Genomic DNA, 16,328 nt, shown 5'->3' on the forward strand with positions numbered 1-16,328 from the left:
GACAACGATGAAACTCACCGCCGACGCCAAGGGCACCTTCGCAATCGCGCCGACGCCGTTCCACGATGACGGCCGGATCGACGAGCGCTCGATCGACCGCCTGACCGACTTCTACGAGGAGGTCGGCTGCGACGGCGTCACGGTGCTGGGTATCCTCGGTGAGGCCCCCAAGCTCGACGCCGCCGAGGCCGAGCAGGTGGCGGTGCGCTACGTCAAGCGTGCCAAGAAGATGCAGGTGATCGTCGGCGTCTCCGCGCCGGGCTTTGCCACCATGCGTTCGCTGGCCAGGGCCTCGATGGACGCAGGCGCGGCCGGCGTCATGATCGCGCCGCCGCCCTCGCTCCGGACCGACGACCAGATCGTCGGCTATTTCAAGCAGGCGGCCGAGGCGATCGGGCCCGACGTGCCCTGGGTGCTCCAGGACTATCCGTTGACGCTCACGGTGGTGTTCACCCCCGCCGTGATCCGCAAGATCGTCATGGACAATCCGAATTGCGTGATGCTCAAGCACGAGGACTGGCCGGGCCTGGAGAAGATCTCCACTTTGCGCGGCTTCCAGAAGGACGGCTCGCTGCGTCCGCTCTCGATCCTCTGCGGCAACGGCGGCACGTTCCTCGATTTCGAGATGGAGCGCGGCGCCGACGGCGCCATGACCGGCTATGCTTTCCCGGAGCTTCTGATCGACGTCGTGAACCTCTCCAAGGCCGGCAAGCGTGATGCTGCGCATGATCTGTTCGACGCGCATCTGCCGCTGATCCGCTACGAGCAGCAGCCCGGCGTCGGCCTGACCGTGCGCAAATACGTGCTGCAGAAGCGCGGCATCATCGCTTCCAGCGCGCAGCGCAAGCCGGGCGCGACCATGACGGCGACGGCGAAGGCCGAGGTCGACTACCTGCTGTCGCGCGTTGCCCGTTTCGACAAGCGCGCCAATCTCGGCCCGCAATCCAGCGCCGCAGGTTAGTTGAATGGCAGAGACATCCGCATCACGCCCGGCTTCGACCATCCTTCTGCTCCGCGACGGTGCAAAGGTCGACGGCAAGAGCCGCGACGGAATCGAAGTCTTCATGATGGTCCGCCATCATCAGATCGAGTTCAACTCGGGCGCGCTGGTGTTTCCCGGCGGCAGCGTCGATGCCGGCGACAACGAGATCGTCGCCCGTGCTGACCTCTATTCGGGCGGCGAAGCCTTAAGTGAATCGGATCGCGGTTTTCGGATCGCCGCGATCCGCGAGACCTTTGAGGAAAGCGGCATCCTGCTGGCGCGGGCGAAGGGCGCGGGTACGACGATCGATGCCAGGCGCGCCGGCGAGATCGCCGACAAGCATCGCGTCGCCCTCAACGAGCACAAGATCAGCTTCCTGAGTATCCTTGCCGACAACGGCCTCCAGCTCGCGCTCGACACGCTCGTGCCCTACGCGCACTGGATCACGCCGGAGGGCATGCCGAAGCGGTTCGACACCTGGTTCTTCCTCGCGGCCGCACCGCCCGATCAGCTCGGCGCCCATGACGGCCGGGAGTCCACCGACTCGATCTGGGTGTCGCCGCGAGAGGCGGTGGAGGGCGGCGAGAGCGGCCGCTTCAAGCTGCCGTTCCCGACCACGCGCAACCTGATCCGCCTCGCCAAGCAGGGTAGCGTGGGCGCCGCGCTGGAGCACGCCCGCGGCATGTCGATTGTCACGGTGATGCCGGTCATGACCAAGACCGAAGGCGGCCGCCAGCTCCGCATTCCCCGCGAAGCCGGCTATGACGGAGAGGTGTTCGAGGTCGGGGCGGTCGGCTAGGATACTTCGACACCAAACGAAGTATTGGCGGCCACGGACGCGCTAGGTTCCGTCCATCGCGAATGGACGGGACGTGACAAATGGATAAGGGACGGGATCCCAACATCGCCGTCGAGCTGGCGCTGCTGGTCGCGCTCGCAACGCTCTGGGGCGGCTCCTACACCTTCATCAAGCTCGGCGTCGCCACCATTCCGCCGATCACGCTGATCGCGGCGCGCACCACGATCGCCGGTCTGCTGCTGCTCGTCGTCATGTGGGCACGCGGCATCGGGATGCCCACGGATGCCGCGACCTGGCAGCGCTTCGCGTTCCAGGCCGTGCTCAACAGCGTCATCCCCTGGACGCTGATCGCCTGGGGCGAGCGCCACGTCGATGCCGCGCTCGCCACCATCCTCAACTCGGCCGGACCGATCTTCACCTTCCTGCTCACGGCCGTCGTCACGCGCCATGAGGTGACGACGCCGCGAAAACTGTTCGGCGTGGTCGCCGGCATGGCGGGCATCCTGCTGATCGTCGGCGTCGACGCTTTCCACGACATCGGCAGTGGCCTCGTGGCGGAGGCCGCCATCGTCGCCGCCACCATCTGCTACGCCTGCGCCGCGATCTTCGGCCGCAGCTTTAAAGGTCTCGATCCGATGGCACCGGCCGCCGGCTCGCTACTGGCGGGCGCGGCGGCGCTGATCCCGGCCTCGCTGATCGTCGAACAGCCCTGGACGCTGTCCCCCTCGCTGAGTTCCGTGCTGGCGCTGCTCGCGCTGGCGACCTTCTCGACGGCGGCGGCGTTCGCGATCTACTTCCGCCTGATCCAGACGCTGGGCTCGGTCGGCACCACCGCGCAGGCCTATCTGCGCGTGCCGATCGGGGTCGCCATCAGCGTCGCCTTCCTCGGCGAAACCCTGAGCCGGACCGCCTGGATCGGGCTTGCCTGCGTCGTCCTCGGTGTCGCCGCCATGACGATCCCGGCCCGGCGGCCGGCCAGCGTCAAAACGTCATAATCGGGAGGGGAGACGGGCGCCGGGCTCGCGATATTAAGGATATTCGGCAGCGCGAGGCATGTTCCCCCGGGGCCGCAAACCATCGTATATTGGGCCTCCAATAGCCCGGTCCTCAAAAGCCCCAATGTCCGCCGAATTGACGCCGACCCCTGAGAAAAAGCGAACATTCTCGCTCTCCATCGGCCAGCTCACCTTCGGCAGCTTCCTCCTGGTGCTGGCGGTGATCATCGTCACCTCGACCGCGAGCGTGATCGCGATCCGGCACATCGATACGACCTTCGCCGAGTTGCAGCGGCTCCAGAGCGTCGGCGACCTCGCCGAGGACATCGACCGCCGCATGAACGAGCTGCGGCTCGCCGCGCGCGATTTCGTCACTGATCCCGGCGCCGGGATCCAGTTCAAGCAGGTCGGCGAGGCGGCCGCGACGCTCAGCGACATCCTGAAGAAGACCCGCATCGAGCTCGCTCCCGAGCAGCAGGACATGATCGACGGGGTCACCGAGCGGCTGGCGACCTATCGCAATGGCCTCGAGCGGATCTCGACCCTGATCGACCGCCGCGCCCAGCTGCTCGCCGGCCTGCCGCCGCTGCGCGACCAGTTTGATGCCGCTGTTGCCGGCACCGCGGACCGCGAGCTCGCTTCCCGCCTGTCCGAGGCGCAGAGCCGGATCGCGCTCGGATTGCTGGCCCGCAACCCGTCTGCGGCCGAGCAGGCCGCACAGAACATGCGGGCGATGGATATCACGGATGCCAAGCTCCGCGCGGCCGTGAACGACTATGCCGAGGCCATCATCGCGGTGGCGGTCCGGGAGCGGCAGATCGCCGATATCGACCGCGAGGTGCTGGGCACCGAGGGCCGCCTGATCGGCCGCGTGACGGAACTGCTGCGCGAGGTCAGCGCGAGGCGCGGCCACGTGCTGTCGCGCGATTTCGCCCGCACGCTGACAGAGGCGCGGTGGCAGAGCATCGTGTTCGGCACCATCGGCGTCTTGATCGGCATTCTCGCGGCCGGCTTCGTGGTGCGGCGGACCGTCCGGCCGCTTGCGAAGATCGCGAGATCCATCCGCGCGCTCGCAGCGGGCGAGAAGGACACCTCGATCCCGTCGGCCGACCTCGACAACGAGATCGGCGACATCGCGCGCGCGGCCGAAGTGTTCCGCCGCGCGCTGGAGGAGGCCGACACGGCGCGCGAGGCGGCGGTGCGGGCGCTCACCGAGCAGCGCCTCGCCGAAGAGAGCTACCGCAAGCTGTTCGAAGGCTCGGTCGACGGCATCTATGTCACGACGCCGGCCGGCGATCTGCTCAACGCCAATCCGGCGCTGGCGCGGATGATGGGCTACGACAGTCCGCAGCAGCTCATCGACAGCATCAACGACATCGCCCACACCATCTACGTCCACCCCGAGGCGCGTGCCGAATATCAGCGGCTGATGGCGCGCGACGGCATCGTGCGCGAATTCGAGTACCAGGTGCGCCAGCGCAGCGGCAACATCCTGTGGCTTTCCGACAGCGCCACGGGCGTGCGGGACGAGGCGGGCAACATCGTCCGCTACGAGGGCACGCTGCGCGACATTACCGACCAGAAGCGGGCGGAAGACGCCATCGCCGAAGGCAGGCGCCTGCTCCAGCAGGTCATCGACACCGTGCCCGCGGTCATCAACGTCAAGGACCGCGAGCTGCGCTACGTGTTGATGAACCGCTACATGGCCGGCATCTTCGGCATCGAGCCCGGCGATGCGCTCGGCCGCACCACCGCGGATCTGATGTCGCGCTACGGCGCGGCCAAGTCCGACGAGAGCGACAAGAGGGTGCTCAAGCTTCGAAGGGGCCTCGGCTTCTACGAGGAGGAGTACAAAGATTCCTCCGGCAACATGCGGCAATGGCTGGTTAACAAGTTGCCACTGCTCGATGCCGACGGCGAGATCGAGCGGATCGTCACCGTGGCGCTCGACATCGGCGAGCGCAAGCGCGGCGAGCAGGAGATGCGCAAAGCCAAGGAATCCGCCGAGACCGCGCTCCGGAATCTGCGCGAGACCCAGGCCTCGCTGATCGAGGCGGAGAAGCTCGCCGCGCTCGGACGGCTCGTCGCCGGCGTCGCCCACGAGGTCAACAATCCCGTCGGTATCAGCCTCACGGTCGCATCCGCGCTGGAGCGCAAGACCGCGATGTTCACCTCCGAAGTCGAGCGCGGCGAGCTCCGTCGCTCCACGCTCAACGACTTCCTCAACACCAGCCGCGATGCGTCCTCGCAGCTCGTCTCCAACCTGAACCGCGCGGCCGAGCTGATCCAGTCGTTCAAGCAGGTCGCGGCGGACCGCAACTACTCCGACCAGCGCAGCTTCGATCTCGGCGACCTCACCGAGCAGGTGGTGATGAGCCTGCGGCCGGGCCTGCGCAAACACAATCTGACGCTCAACGTCGAGTGCCAGCCGAGCCTGACCATGAACAGCTATCCCGGCCCGTATGGCCAGGTGCTGACCAATCTGTTTCTCAATTCGGTGGCGCACGCCTTTCCGGACGGCCGGCCAGGGATCATCGACATCCAGGTGCGCGAGTCCGGCAAGGACAATGTCGAGATCATCTTCTCGGACAATGGCTGCGGCATGTCGCTCGACGTCCGCCGCCGTGCCTTCGATCCGTTCTTCACGACGCGGCGCGACCAGGGCGGCACCGGCCTCGGACTGCACATCGTCTACAGCATCGTCACCAATCGCCTCGGCGGGCGGCTCGATCTCGATTCCGAGCCGGGCGAGGGGACGCGCATCCAGATCATCCTGCCGCGCACCGCGCCGCTCGAGCAGGCCGCGGAGTAGTCCCGCGCCTAGTCAGCTTCCGCGAGCTTGTGCAGGGTGGCGCCGAAAATCAAGCTGGCCTTGCCGACGAGCGCTGTGCCCGTCATCTCCGCGCGGGTGTCCGAGTAAGTCCCGCTGACGCCGATGCCGACGGGGGCAGGGCCGCCGAACAGCGGATTGTCGTCGCCCCGCGGCGAGGTGTGCCGTTGCACCAGCACCTCGCCTTTGAAGGTGTGGTCGTCCTTCACGATATAGCTGCCGGTGTAATACAGGTACGCATCGCCGCCAAGGATCTTGCCGTCGCGAAAAACAATCACGCCGCTGCCCTTGCCGACTCGACCATCGAGCAGGTTCACGTGAATCGAATAGAGGCCGTTCTTCATCACGTCCCACGGGCCGGCCGCCATCGCCCAACGGCGTAACCGGTAGAGCTTTTATGCCAAAGCGCGTTCCCGCGCGCAACGCGGCAGTTTGCCGGGCGGCGGTGCGATCTTGCCGCCGCCAGCCGTAGTTGTCCCGGCTTGTCTATGACACCACCATGACGGTCTGATCATGACGCGTGGCCAGTGGTTGCGAATCAAGTTGGCCCGCGAAATGCATAACCATTGTTGCACTGGCCGCGGGGTGCTGGAGCAAGACAAACGTGAGCAACTGGATCGATTCCGGCGGCGATGAGCCGCGTCTGTACAGTGTGCGTCCCACGATTTGCGAAACACAACGGCCGCCTAGCGGTGCGCCACGCTGGCGAAGCGTGGCCAGTCTCGCTTGCGCCTTGGCCCTGATCGCGCTCGCAGCCCCTTCGGGGCATGCGCGCGACCGCGGCCAGTTCGTGAACACCAATGCCGAATTGAAGGCATGGTTCGACGGCCTGCGCAGCGGCAAGGGGCCTTGCTGTTCGGATGCCGACGGCTCGGCGCTCTCGGACACTGACTGGGAGAGCAAGGACGGACATTATCGTGTCCGCATCCCGCGCCTGGGTCATGTGCTCGACGGCCAGCAGCAGGAACTCGTCTGGGTTGACGTGCCCGAGGAGGCCGTCATCTCGGAGCCGAACCGGGTCGGGCGCACCATGGTGTGGCCGATCTACGGCTACATGGGCGTCACCATCCGCTGCTTTATGCCCGGCAGCATGACCTAGCCGGGCGACAGGTACGCCCGACTTCGTCGACATCAGATGCGGCGCCGCGTCAGGTGTATTTCTTGTCGCGCTCGAGCAGCTCGATGGAGATGCCTTCCGGACCGCGGATGAAGCAGATGCGCACGCCGGGCCGGATCGTGGTCGGCTCGCGCGTGAACGTGACGCCCTTGGCCTTGATCTCGGCGGCGACGGCGTCGATGTCCTTCACGGTGAGACCGAAATGGTCGAGGCCCTGATGCGGGTGCGGCGGCGGCGGGTTGACGGCGTTGTCGCCCTCGAGCGATGCGATGAAGATTTTTGCGCCGCCGAGATTCACGTCGATCCGTCCCGGTGCGCGCACGATCTCGCCGCCGAGAATGTCCCGGAGCCAGGCCGCTGTGGCCTCCGGATCGGGACTGCGCAGATGGACGTGATCCCAAGTGACGACGACTGGCATTTCATGTTCTCCCAACGGGGTCTTCGATGTTGCAGCGCATGTTAGCGGCCCCGGCTGGTGATCGCCACCGTCCTTGCCGACTCGGCACGAGCGCGGGAACCTTAGTTCGTCTCCCGGATTAAGGTAAACAGTGGCCGAGTCCGTCATCGAACGAGCTCCGGCCGCGGTCGGTGATACAGCCATGAACGTCAGGTTTGACCGGATCGGGTGGGGACGTTTCGCCGGGAGCGGTGAGCGCCTGGCGCGAGCCGTGACGATAGCGAGCGTCTCGTTCGGGCGAAGTCTGCTCTGGCTACTGGCGGCGATCATCGTCGGCTGCGGGGTGTGGATGCTGCTGCCGCTCTCCAGGGGCAACAGCACCGAGCCGGTGAAGCCTGACGTGGCAACGGTCGAACCGGCACCTCCGGGCAGTACGGCGGCGGTCTCGCCGATTGTCGAAGCTCAGGCGCCAGCTGCGGCAGAACTCGATCGCCTCAAAATCTCGTCGCAGACCTGGCGCCGTGGCGGGCTCGGCTCGAAGGCGCTGGTGACGTTTACGCTGCGAAACGACAATGACTATGCCGTTAAGGATCTGGAGATCGTCTGCGCGTTCACGCGGCGCGATGGCAGTCATCTCACCGACCGCAGCCGCGTGCTCGCCGACACGGTAACGATGAAGAGCCGCAAGACCTTTGCGCGTATCCCTGTCGGCTTCATCAACGTTAACGCCGATCAGGCAAAGTGTTCGCTGGTCGCAGCACGGCGCGCGTAACGTCCGCCAGTTTCCGATAGCGGAAAAGTTACTGTCCGCAGCCCTTGGCCGAAAAACTTGGCGTTGCCATTTGAACCAAGGGCCGGGTGCAGGAACCAATTAGAGTATCGCCAGTTTAAGGCGAAGAGCCCACGCGGGGATGCGGGGGCGGAGCGTGGCCAATGCCCATTTTCAGGTACTTCGTTTTCGTCGGTGGAGCTTTGCTCGCACTGTTGTTCGTGGCGGATTACGTTCTGCCATCGCAACCGGTCGCACAGGCCATCGTCAGTGCAAGCAACGATCAGCCGCTGATCCGGATCCGGTCGGATCGCCATTTGCCTGAGCGTGTCGTGCTCGACACCAGCCAGCCGACGCTTGCCGCACCCGCAGTGAAGACCGCCGCGGTCGTTGCGCCTCAGGTGCAGGAGGCTGCTCCGCCGGAGCTGGCCGAGATGTCGGCCAAGGCCCGGGTGCGCGAGACCTTTGCCCAGTTTACGCCGGCCCCGAAGGATGCCGCCAGGAAGGCCGACGCCAAGCCGCAAGCCCAGGCCCAGCCCTCGCAGGCTACGGGCCAGCCCAAGCGCAAGGTCGCCAGGTCGCATCCGGCGCCGCAGCAGGGCCGGCCGATGATGATGGTGGCGCAGCGGCCGCAGTTCGGCTTCTTCTGGTAGGAACGCCTCTGACCCGTCTCGAAACGAGACGGGAAGGGCTTTTTATTGGTCAATCTCTCTGCTAATTCGAACCGATCCGAACGCCGTCCGGCGCGCTGGCTTGCCAGCAGCGGTCAGGCGGGTTTCGGTTGCGGCCGCATACCCGGGCCGGGGCGCTCGTAGCTCAGCTGGATAGAGCATCGGATTTCGATTCCGAGGGTCGGAGGTTCGAATCCTTCCGAGCGCGCCAATCGCCAGGCCGGAGCCTCGAGGCCCGGCCGGCCCAATTCGCGGGTCCCCTTACTTGCCCTGGATCTTCAGCCCGTTGGGGCCGACATTGATCTGCAGGCCGTCGGGCTGCTTTTTCGCCTGGTAGAGATTGTAGCCGAGCACGGCTGCCGTGACGACCAGAGCGCCGATGATCAGAAACAGGACGTTACGGTTGATGGACATTCTCTTCCCTGAACCACTTGATTGACGCCGAGAAAAACCCCGCGCGTAGGGCGCGCGGGGTTTCTCAGCGCGCCCCCGGGGCTGGCTGGCGGCGCACTGCTCGGACCTGACAACGTCGTTCGGGGGAACCTGTTCCATGGCCGCCCGACGCGTGGTCAAGGCAAGCCATCGGCGTCGCGCCTGTGATGTCAGCTTGCGGAACGGCAGGTGTGCCGGGCCCGTGCCAGCGTGTCGGATGGCGCCTCGTGGAAGGTCGCGCGGTAGGCCGCGGCAAACTCGCCGAGGTGATGAAATCCCTGGGCGCGTGCGCATGTGGCGACCGTGGCACCGCCGCCCTTCAGGAGCCGCGAGCGTGTGGCCCACAGCCGCTTCAGGCGGATGTATTGATGCAGGCTCATGCCGCGCACCTTGCTCACCGCGCCGCCGAGCGTTCGGACCGAAACGCCCAACTCACCGGCGAGATTGGCCGTATAGATCGGAGCGGTCGGATAGGCCGCGACGTAATCGTCGATCTGCTGCACGAGCCGGGCCGATCGCGCGCCTGCATTCGGGGCGGTGCGATCAGACGACGGGTCGATTTGAAACAGGTCGTCGAGGGCGAGCAGCAGACCCTCCTGGAGATGCGCGGCGACTTCTGTGGTTTCGAACATGTGCGGCTCTACGGACGCGGTCCGCAGGATGTCGAGAACAAGCTGACGCGCGTAGAGATGCGCCACGGGGTCCGCGATGCGAACCCACAATGCATCGGCGCGATCGAACCAGCCGCGATCCCTGAGCGCGGGGGAGAACATGATCAGCGCGTGGTAATTGGTCTGATGCTCGACGAAATGACAATGATGATTGCCGCGCAAGGCAATGAAAACGCGCGAGTCGAGTTCGATCCCGCTCGAGCTCGCCCGCAGATCGTCGGTCATCGGCAGGATCACCATGCCGCCCGGTGCGCGATAGGCGGTATCGAGAATCCGCGCAAACGACCTCGCCACGATGATCCGGCATCCCGGCAGGTTCACGATCGCGCGCGCCGCAGCGAAGTTGGCGACATCGAGCGGAATGCTGCGGGCGTCTTCCATCGACTCGGCTGGCCGAAACGCGTCGACATCGGAAAACCGGATCAGCTGGAGGGCGGAGGAGGGGGCGAGGGCGTCGAAGAACATGCTTCTGGCCGAATGCTGAAATGTGACAATCAAATGAAAATCGATATATCGCAATCAATGGCGAAACAGGATGATTCAGTAAACCGGATTCCGGGCCGTAGTATTGCGGACATCATGCCACGTAGCAGGTCGATGTCACCGTCAACGGTCCCGGTTCATCGGTTGGCCTGAGACGAGGTCGATGAAATGAAGACGCGTGCAGGCGGGGCAGGCGAAGGACTTGAAGCTCCGCCCCTCGAGCCGCCGCCCCTCAAGCCTCCGATCGTCAGGCCTTGGCTGCCTCTCGAGATGCGTCTGCACATTCATGCCCGTCTGGGGGCATCGGAAAACAATGAAATCCGCCATCGACGTAGAATGACGGCACAACGGATTTCATCTTTGATCTAGATCAGTTTTGGAATCGCTCCACGCAGGCCGCGAGCACGCGAATGGACGCAACGCGCGATCTCGCAAAAGCGAAGGGGCCCGAGAGGGCCCCTTCAGAAATCACCAGCGGCGATAGCGTGGTCCGTAATAGCGAGGCCCATAGTAGCGCGGACCATACCCATAATATCGGGGCCCGTAATACGGCCGCGGGCCGTAATACCCATAATAGTTCGGGCGCCAGAAACAGCGACCCCAGGCGTCGCAGACCATGCGGACCTGCTCGACGTCGGAGACCTGCGGCGTCGCAGGTGCGGGCGCGATGGGCATGGCGGACGCCGCCGGCGATGCCATGACGGCACCGAACAAGGATGCGGCGACGAGGCCAGTCTTGAGATTCATGATGTCTTCCTCTGCTTACGCAATGCAGGATATCGAAGTTGTTCTGATAAAATTGTGGCGGAACCGAAATGTAATGCTGATGAACAAATCTTCAGCAAAGCTCGCCGCAGACCTGACCTTTCGCTTCGCAAGATTATCCCAGGTTCGCGCGTGTGACCAATGCTGCGCTTGCACTGGCGCTGCCTGGCAGGACATTGCGTTCATCCTTGATCCTGCGCAAGTCGCCGGCACGACTTCATCCCTAGTCTTGCCGAAGCGAGCGCTTCGAGGAATTCGAAGAGCAGGCTCGCGAGATTGCCTGGAGCTGTGCAATGGACAAGATGAGAATAGACAAGGGTGACTGGCTGATCGTGTGCGACGGGCGCAAGGCGCTCATTCTGGAAAACCTCGGCGACGAGATGTTTCCGAACCTCCACACCCGGGAGGTGCACGAGCAGCCCAATCCCTCGACCGGTGCGCAAGGGACCGATGCGCCGGGCCGGCTGAACGCCGCCGTCGGCGGCGCGCGCAGCTCGGTCGAGCAGACCGATTGGCACGATGAGGCCGAGCGTGCCTTCCTGCGGAACCTGGCCGGCCGGCTCGATGCCGCCGTCAGCGCGGGCGAGACCTCGGCCCTGACCATGGTGGCCTCACCACGCGCGCTCGGGATGATCCGCGCCGATTATTCGGCCGTGGTGCGCAAGGCGCTTCAGGGCGAGGTCGGCAAGGACCTCGTCAAGCTGCCGGTCTACGAGATCGAGAAGCAATTGCTGCTGTCGGGCGCCAAATAGCGGCACCCGCAGAGGATGCGCCAGCGCGCCCCTCAGAAGCAGGGGTGCCGCCGGCCGTCCTGGCCGATATAGGTGGCCGAGCTCTGGTAGCAGCGGTTGTTCGACGGGCCGTCGTAAAAGGCGTAGGTGCCGGGGGTGATGCCGGGCCCGTAATTGTGCAGATAGCTGATCGGGTAGGGCAGCGGGTTGGTGTAGTGGCGGTGGTACCGGTGGTGTCCCCGCGCCTCCGCAAGGCTGGGGGCGAGGATTGCGGCCGACAGGGCAGCAACCGCGGCTACAAGCTTCAACGTGCTCATCTCGATTCTCCGGAACCCGCGCGAATAGGTCAGGTGTTTATAGCCATTTCGGGCCGCCGGGACACCCGTCCGGGGCCTGGAAATCGGGGCCAATCCCGCCGATTCCCGGGTGGGTGTGACAGAATTGCCCGAAGCAGGGTCGAAGGCTGCCCATTTTTGGCCTTTTCGGGATGCTTAACGAATTCCCCACACAAGTATGGCCAAAGAGAATTCGCTCAAGAATCCTGTCGCCGGCCCTTTGGGGGTCCTTCGAGGCCGGTTCATTCCTGAAGGCTTTCGCCGTCACGCACCATGCGCATCACGCTTTTGAGCCTGCTGTTGCTCTCCGTCGCCGCCGCCACGCCGGCGCGCGCAGAGCTGCACATCACCCGTGACCACGGCGGCTACGTCGAGGAGTACAAGGCCAAGTACAAGCGCGTCCGCGAGAAGGGCGAGCGGGTCATCATCGACGGCATCTGCAATTCGGCCTGTACCCTGGTGCTCGGCATCGTGCCGATGAACAAGATCTGCGTGACGCCGCGCGCCAGCCTCGGCTTCCACCAGGCCTATTACGACAAGGCCTTCACCTTCGGCATCAAGGTCACCAGCGCGGAGGGGACGTCCGACCTGATGTCCTATTACCCCAACACGGTGAAGGACTGGATCCGCCGCAATGGCGGGCTCACCACCGACATGAAGAAGATCAAGAACGGTGTCGAGCTCTGGAAGATCATCGACCCCTGTCCGGAAGAATGGTGAGCGGCTGAGCTGCGCGTCCGCTGTCCGTCGCAGCGCAGCATCGCTCGTTTGGAAATTCGCATTGCCGCACAGGCCCCGGTCGCGCAATGAGGGGCGGCAATGAACCATAATCAAGAAGCCCTGACCGCCCGCGCCGCACCGATCCTGTTCGTCGTGCTCTGGAGCACCGGATTCATCGGCACCAAATACATCATCAACAACGCCGATCCCTTGACCTATCTCGCCATTCGCATGGCGATCGTGGTCGGCCTGATGGCGATCATCGCGGCGATTGCGCGACCGAAATGGCCGGACCGTGTCGACGTCGCGCATAGCGCTGTTGCCGGCATTCTCGTCCACGGCTTCTATCTCGGCGGCACGGCCATCGCGATCGCGCATTCGATCCCGGCGGGACTCTCGGCGTTGATTCCGGGCCTTCAGCCGATCCTGACCTCGACCATCGCCAACCGCTGGCTCGGCGAACGCGTGACGCCGGTGCAATGGGCGGGGCTGGTGCTTGGCCTCGGCGGTGTAGCGCTGATCCTGCACGGACGCCCGATGACCGGCGAGGCCGGGCTCGGCTGGCTCGCCTCGGTGGTGTCGCTAATCAGCATCACGCTCGGCACGCTCTATCAGCGCCGGTACTGCAACCACATCGACTGGCGCGCCGGCAATCTCGTGCAATATGTCGCCGTCACCGTCTTCTTCACGGTCGGCGCCTTCCTGTTCGAGGACCGCGTGGTGCACTGGACGCGGGAGTTCGTGCTCGCGCTTGCCTGGCTCGCCGTGGCGCTCTCGATCGGATCGATCGGGCTGTTGTACTGGCTGATCCGCCACGCTGCGGCGACCTCGGTTGCGAGCCTGTTCTACCTGGTGCCCGCCGTCACGGCGCTGATGGCCTATCTGCTGTTCGGGGAGAAGCTCGATGCGCTGGCGATTGCCGGCATGGCGATGTGCGCAGCGGCGGTGTTCGTGGTCAACCGGCGTTTCTAGGCAGGCAAGCCAGTACGTCGGAATACATCCCTGACGTGCGGAGCGCGCTCGTGCTAGGCTGGACTGATTTCAGCTTCCCTTTCGCAAGGTGATTTCCATGAAGAAAGCGAGACGCGCGCTGCTCGGCAGGTCCTTGAGGCCGGTCCGGATTGCCTGCATCAACTACGCGGAGGAGATGATGAGCGAGCGGATGATGGGGAGGCTCACGACGGCGCTGCAGAAATGCTACGATGAGCATTTCCTGCCGGTCTGGGGCTATCCCATCGACCTCGACGTCACCCGCAAGCCGAAGCCGACGGACTGGCAGCTGCTCTATTTTGACGACGCCACCCACAAGAACTTCCTCGGGCGGCACGAGCTGACGCACCGCGGCCAGCCGATCTCTAAGATCTTTCTGAAGGCACTCGGCGAGGATGATCCGGTCAGCCTGGCGGCTTCGCACGAACTGTTCGAGATGGTGCTCGATCCCATGGCCAATCTGTGGGCCGACAAGACCCGGCACACCCAATATGCCTACGAGGTCTGCGACGCCGTGGAAGAGGAGTCTTTTCTCGTCAACGGCTTTCCGATGTCGAACTTCGTCTATCCGTCCTGGTTCGAACCGTTCGAGCATCCCCGCGGCACCAAGTTCGACCATATGGGGTCGCTCAAGGCGCCGTTCTCGATGACGGAAGGCGGCTATGTCATCAAGAAGGTCAACGGCCGAAAGGTGATCAAGCAGTTTGGCTCACCCGAGAAGCGGAAGCGCTTCGCCAAGGAGGACCGGCGCGGCCATCGCAGCGAATTCCGCGATCCGAAGGGAGAGCATCACCCGGGCCGGCGCGCCGCCAAGCGGCGAGGGTAGGGATGGGAGAAGTCTCCGGGCGCCCCGCACCCGGAGACGTGCACGAGCGCAGCGATCAGCGCTTGGCCTTCTTGGCCTTCTTTTTCGACTTGGCAGCCTTCTTCGCAGACTTCTTGTTGGTGACCTTCTTTGCAGCCTTCTTGGCCGCTTTCTTCGACGACGTCTTTGCAGCCTTCTTCGAAGCTTTCTTGGCTTTCTTCTTGGAAGCCTTCTTCGGCGCTACTTTCTTCGCGACCTTCTTGGCGGCTTTCCTGACCTTCTTGACGGCGGTGACTGCGGCTTCGCTGGTCGCTTCCACGGCGGTGGTGATCGTGTCCAGCGCCTGTTCGGTGATCGGCTTCTCGTCGTCCATATCGTCCCCCACGGTTTGTATGGAGCGATGACGATAGCGGGTTTCATAATTGTGTCAAAGCAACGCTCAACCTTTGCGGATCTTTGCGTAGGCGGCGAGCGCGCGCTCGCGCCCCTTGGCGTGATCGACGATCGGCTGCGGATAGGTCTTGCCGAGCGTGACGCCCGCGCTCGCAAGCTCGATCGGTGATGCCTGCCAGGGCTGGTGGATCAGCTTGGCCGGCACGTCTTTCAGCTCGGGCACCCAGCGCCGGACATAGGCTCCATCAGGGTCGAACTTCTCGCCCTGGAGAGTTGGATTGAACACGCGGAAATAGGGCGCGGCGTCGGCGCCGCAGCCGGCGACCCATTGCCAGTTGGCGGGATTGCTGCCGGCATCCGCATCGACCAGCGTGTCCCAGAACCAGCTCTCGCCATCGCGCCAGTCGATCAGGAGATGCTTGACCAGGAAGGACGCCACCACCATCCGCACCCGGTTGTGCATCACGCCGGTGTGCCAGAGCTCGCGCAGGCCGGCGTCGACGATGGGATAGCCGGTGCGTCCGCGTTGCCAGGCGGCGAGCGCCTTCTTGTCTCCCTTCCAGGGAAAGCCATCGAAATTCGTTTGCAGGTTTTCGGTGGCAAGGCTCGGGTGATCGTGGAGGAGGTGGCGGCAGAATTCGCGCCAGCCGAGCTCGCTCAGGAACTTTTCGACGCCGGGCCCGATCGCGGGATTCTCCGCTGCGGCAAAGCGCGCGGCGTGCCAGACCTGGCGCGGGCTGAGCTCGCCGAACCTCAAGTGAGGCGACAGGCTTGAAGTCCCCTCGCGATCGGGACGGTCGCGATCGCCGACATAGACGCGCGCGGTGTGCCTCAGGAAGTCGCGGAGGCGCATGCGGGCCGAGGCTTCGCCCGGCGTCCAGGTCTGGCGCAGGCCGCCAGCCCAGTCGGGCTTTGTCGGCTCGAGCGTCCAGCTCTCCAGCGCGTCGCCGGCGAGCGGCGGCGCAGGGCGTAGCTCCCGCGGTGCGGGCAGAGGCTTGGGCGGATCGCCCAGCGACACCACCCGCCGCCAGAACGGCGTGAAGACGCGAAGGCCGCGGCCCTCCTTATTGCGGATCGCCGAGGGTGGCACCAGCAAGTCGCCAGGGAAGCTCTGCGAGTCCACGCCGAGCTTTGCCAGCGCCGCTTCGAGCTGTTTCTCGACGGACTGATGTGGCGCCTGCGCGACCCCGTTCCAGTAGACCATTGCGGCGCCGCTCTCGCGCGCCACTTCGGGGATCACCTTGGCCGCCGGCCCCTTGCGCAGGATCAGGGATCCGCCGCGCGTGGCGGTCTCGGCGCCGAGCGCCCGCAGCGACTGCGCCAGCCACCAGCGCGTCGCGCCGCCCGGCGCCCGTCCGGCCATCTCATCCATCACATAGAGGCAGATCACCGGCGCGCCTGTCTTCGCCGCAGCATGGAGGGCGGGATGGTCGGACAGGCGGA

General features: G+C 64.9%; 19 protein-coding genes and 1 tRNA gene. 12 read left to right on the forward strand and 8 right to left on the reverse strand.

Going from position 1 to position 16,328, the window contains the following annotated elements; translation table 11 throughout:
- Window positions 1-7: 7 nt before the first annotated feature.
- The 4 genes from BJ6T_RS21420 (at window position 8) to BJ6T_RS21435 (ending at window position 5,588) form a co-directional block, all read left to right on the forward strand.
- Entirely contained in the window at window positions 8-961 is a 954-nt protein-coding gene (locus BJ6T_RS21420; protein WP_014494558.1) for a dihydrodipicolinate synthase family protein, read from the forward strand.
- A gap of 4 nt (window positions 962-965) precedes the next feature.
- Window positions 966-1,781, forward strand: coding sequence for an NUDIX hydrolase (locus BJ6T_RS21425; RefSeq protein ID WP_014494559.1), 816 nt, complete (start codon window positions 966-968; stop codon window positions 1,779-1,781).
- Window positions 1,782-1,861: 80 nt separating this feature from the next.
- Window positions 1,862-2,776 (forward strand): DMT family transporter, encoded by a 915-nt coding sequence (locus tag BJ6T_RS21430; RefSeq protein ID WP_014494560.1) that lies wholly within the window; start codon window positions 1,862-1,864, stop codon window positions 2,774-2,776.
- Between the two features lie 124 nt (window positions 2,777-2,900).
- Window positions 2,901-5,588, forward strand: coding sequence for a PAS domain S-box protein (locus tag BJ6T_RS21435; protein ID WP_014494561.1), 2,688 nt, complete (start codon window positions 2,901-2,903; stop codon window positions 5,586-5,588).
- A gap of 8 nt (window positions 5,589-5,596) precedes the next feature.
- Here the strand turns inward: BJ6T_RS21435 and BJ6T_RS21440 are convergent, their stop codons facing one another.
- Window positions 5,597-5,950 (reverse strand): GrlR family regulatory protein, encoded by a 354-nt coding sequence (locus tag BJ6T_RS21440; RefSeq protein WP_028169904.1) that lies wholly within the window; start codon window positions 5,948-5,950, stop codon window positions 5,597-5,599.
- A gap of 260 nt (window positions 5,951-6,210) precedes the next feature.
- Here BJ6T_RS21440 and BJ6T_RS21445 point away from each other — a divergent pair, with 260 nt between their 5' ends.
- Window positions 6,211-6,705: a hypothetical protein gene (locus tag BJ6T_RS21445; RefSeq protein WP_014494563.1), complete on the forward strand. Its 495-nt coding sequence runs from the start codon at window positions 6,211-6,213 to the stop codon at window positions 6,703-6,705.
- Between the two features lie 49 nt (window positions 6,706-6,754).
- Here BJ6T_RS21445 and BJ6T_RS21450 read toward each other — a convergent pair whose 3' ends face one another.
- Window positions 6,755-7,141, reverse strand: a complete 387-nt coding sequence (locus tag BJ6T_RS21450) for a VOC family protein (RefSeq protein ID WP_028151149.1) — start codon at window positions 7,139-7,141, stop codon at window positions 6,755-6,757.
- A 181-nt stretch (window positions 7,142-7,322) separates the two neighbouring features.
- On the opposite strand from BJ6T_RS21450, the gene BJ6T_RS21455 reads away from it, so the two are divergent.
- From BJ6T_RS21455 to BJ6T_RS21465, 3 genes are all read left to right on the forward strand, one after another.
- The gene (locus BJ6T_RS21455) at window positions 7,323-7,892 is read left to right on the forward strand and encodes a hypothetical protein (protein ID WP_039227933.1); all 570 of its coding nucleotides are present in this window, start codon (window positions 7,323-7,325) and stop codon (window positions 7,890-7,892) included.
- Window positions 7,893-8,053: 161 nt separating this feature from the next.
- Window positions 8,054-8,542, forward strand: coding sequence for a hypothetical protein (locus BJ6T_RS21460; protein WP_014494566.1), 489 nt, complete (start codon window positions 8,054-8,056; stop codon window positions 8,540-8,542).
- A 152-nt stretch (window positions 8,543-8,694) separates the two neighbouring features.
- A tRNA-Arg gene (locus tag BJ6T_RS21465) sits at window positions 8,695-8,771 on the forward strand.
- A gap of 50 nt (window positions 8,772-8,821) precedes the next feature.
- Here the strand turns inward: BJ6T_RS21465 and BJ6T_RS47335 are convergent.
- From BJ6T_RS47335 to BJ6T_RS21480, 3 genes are all read right to left on the reverse strand, one after another.
- Window positions 8,822-8,974, reverse strand: a complete 153-nt coding sequence (locus tag BJ6T_RS47335) for a hypothetical protein (RefSeq protein ID WP_014494567.1) — start codon at window positions 8,972-8,974, stop codon at window positions 8,822-8,824.
- 188 nt (window positions 8,975-9,162) lie between these two features.
- The gene (locus tag BJ6T_RS21470) at window positions 9,163-10,128 is read right to left on the reverse strand and encodes an AraC family transcriptional regulator (RefSeq protein WP_014494568.1); all 966 of its coding nucleotides are present in this window, start codon (window positions 10,126-10,128) and stop codon (window positions 9,163-9,165) included.
- A 486-nt stretch (window positions 10,129-10,614) separates the two neighbouring features.
- Window positions 10,615-10,893 carry a hypothetical protein gene (locus tag BJ6T_RS21480; RefSeq protein WP_014494570.1) on the reverse strand — a complete coding sequence of 93 codons (279 nt, stop codon included), beginning with the start codon at window positions 10,891-10,893 and terminating at the stop codon, window positions 10,615-10,617.
- 311 nt (window positions 10,894-11,204) lie between these two features.
- On the opposite strand from BJ6T_RS21480, the gene BJ6T_RS21485 reads away from it, so the two are divergent.
- Window positions 11,205-11,663, forward strand: coding sequence for a host attachment protein (locus BJ6T_RS21485; RefSeq protein WP_014494571.1), 459 nt, complete (start codon window positions 11,205-11,207; stop codon window positions 11,661-11,663).
- A gap of 32 nt (window positions 11,664-11,695) precedes the next feature.
- Here BJ6T_RS21485 and BJ6T_RS21490 read toward each other — a convergent pair whose 3' ends face one another.
- A complete protein-coding gene (locus BJ6T_RS21490) occupies window positions 11,696-11,959 on the reverse strand; it encodes a hypothetical protein (protein ID WP_014494572.1) in 264 nt (87 codons plus the stop codon).
- A gap of 291 nt (window positions 11,960-12,250) precedes the next feature.
- Between BJ6T_RS21490 and BJ6T_RS21495 the strand changes: the two genes are divergently transcribed.
- The 3 genes from BJ6T_RS21495 (at window position 12,251) to BJ6T_RS21505 (ending at window position 14,513) form a co-directional block, all read left to right on the forward strand.
- Window positions 12,251-12,697 (forward strand): hypothetical protein, encoded by a 447-nt coding sequence (locus tag BJ6T_RS21495; RefSeq protein ID WP_014494573.1) that lies wholly within the window; start codon window positions 12,251-12,253, stop codon window positions 12,695-12,697.
- Window positions 12,698-12,796: 99 nt separating this feature from the next.
- Window positions 12,797-13,669: a DMT family transporter gene (locus BJ6T_RS21500; RefSeq protein WP_014494574.1), complete on the forward strand. Its 873-nt coding sequence runs from the start codon at window positions 12,797-12,799 to the stop codon at window positions 13,667-13,669.
- A gap of 97 nt (window positions 13,670-13,766) precedes the next feature.
- Entirely contained in the window at window positions 13,767-14,513 is a 747-nt protein-coding gene (locus BJ6T_RS21505; RefSeq protein ID WP_028169903.1) for a hypothetical protein, read from the forward strand.
- Window positions 14,514-14,568: 55 nt separating this feature from the next.
- Here the strand turns inward: BJ6T_RS21505 and BJ6T_RS21510 are convergent, their stop codons facing one another.
- Window positions 14,569-14,865 carry a hypothetical protein gene (locus tag BJ6T_RS21510; protein WP_014494576.1) on the reverse strand — a complete coding sequence of 99 codons (297 nt, stop codon included), beginning with the start codon at window positions 14,863-14,865 and terminating at the stop codon, window positions 14,569-14,571.
- Window positions 14,866-14,931: 66 nt separating this feature from the next.
- Window positions 14,932-16,323, reverse strand: coding sequence for a cryptochrome/photolyase family protein (locus BJ6T_RS21515; protein ID WP_240537996.1), 1,392 nt, complete (start codon window positions 16,321-16,323; stop codon window positions 14,932-14,934).
- Window positions 16,324-16,328: the final 5 nt, after the last annotated feature.

Origin of the sequence: Bradyrhizobium japonicum USDA 6 (assembly GCF_000284375.1) — a bacterium.
Taxonomy (GTDB): Bacteria; Pseudomonadota; Alphaproteobacteria; order Rhizobiales; family Xanthobacteraceae; genus Bradyrhizobium; species Bradyrhizobium japonicum.

Bases quoted from the DNA above. Each gene is read 5' to 3' on its own strand.
- BJ6T_RS21420 (WP_014494558.1), top strand. From the start codon at position 8: ATGAAACTCACCGCCGACGCCAAGGGCACCTTCGCAATCGCGCCGACG.
- BJ6T_RS21425 (WP_014494559.1), top strand. From the start codon at position 966: ATGGCAGAGACATCCGCATCACGCCCGGCTTCGACCATCCTTCTGCTC.
- BJ6T_RS21430 (WP_014494560.1), top strand. From the start codon at position 1,862: ATGGATAAGGGACGGGATCCCAACATCGCCGTCGAGCTGGCGCTGCTG.
- BJ6T_RS21435 (WP_014494561.1), top strand. From the start codon at position 2,901: ATGTCCGCCGAATTGACGCCGACCCCTGAGAAAAAGCGAACATTCTCG.
- BJ6T_RS21440 (WP_028169904.1), bottom strand. From the start codon at position 5,950: ATGAAGAACGGCCTCTATTCGATTCACGTGAACCTGCTCGATGGTCGA.
- BJ6T_RS21450 (WP_028151149.1), bottom strand. From the start codon at position 7,141: ATGCCAGTCGTCGTCACTTGGGATCACGTCCATCTGCGCAGTCCCGAT.
- BJ6T_RS21455 (WP_039227933.1), top strand. From the start codon at position 7,323: ATGAACGTCAGGTTTGACCGGATCGGGTGGGGACGTTTCGCCGGGAGC.
- BJ6T_RS21460 (WP_014494566.1), top strand. From the start codon at position 8,054: ATGCCCATTTTCAGGTACTTCGTTTTCGTCGGTGGAGCTTTGCTCGCA.
- BJ6T_RS47335 (WP_014494567.1), bottom strand. From the start codon at position 8,974: ATGTCCATCAACCGTAACGTCCTGTTTCTGATCATCGGCGCTCTGGTC.
- BJ6T_RS21470 (WP_014494568.1), bottom strand. From the start codon at position 10,128: ATGTTCTTCGACGCCCTCGCCCCCTCCTCCGCCCTCCAGCTGATCCGG.
- BJ6T_RS21480 (WP_014494570.1), bottom strand. From the start codon at position 10,893: ATGAATCTCAAGACTGGCCTCGTCGCCGCATCCTTGTTCGGTGCCGTC.
- BJ6T_RS21485 (WP_014494571.1), top strand. From the start codon at position 11,205: ATGGACAAGATGAGAATAGACAAGGGTGACTGGCTGATCGTGTGCGAC.
- BJ6T_RS21490 (WP_014494572.1), bottom strand. From the start codon at position 11,959: ATGAGCACGTTGAAGCTTGTAGCCGCGGTTGCTGCCCTGTCGGCCGCA.
- BJ6T_RS21495 (WP_014494573.1), top strand. From the start codon at position 12,251: ATGCGCATCACGCTTTTGAGCCTGCTGTTGCTCTCCGTCGCCGCCGCC.
- BJ6T_RS21500 (WP_014494574.1), top strand. From the start codon at position 12,797: ATGAACCATAATCAAGAAGCCCTGACCGCCCGCGCCGCACCGATCCTG.
- BJ6T_RS21505 (WP_028169903.1), top strand. From the start codon at position 13,767: ATGAAGAAAGCGAGACGCGCGCTGCTCGGCAGGTCCTTGAGGCCGGTC.
- BJ6T_RS21510 (WP_014494576.1), bottom strand. From the start codon at position 14,865: ATGGACGACGAGAAGCCGATCACCGAACAGGCGCTGGACACGATCACC.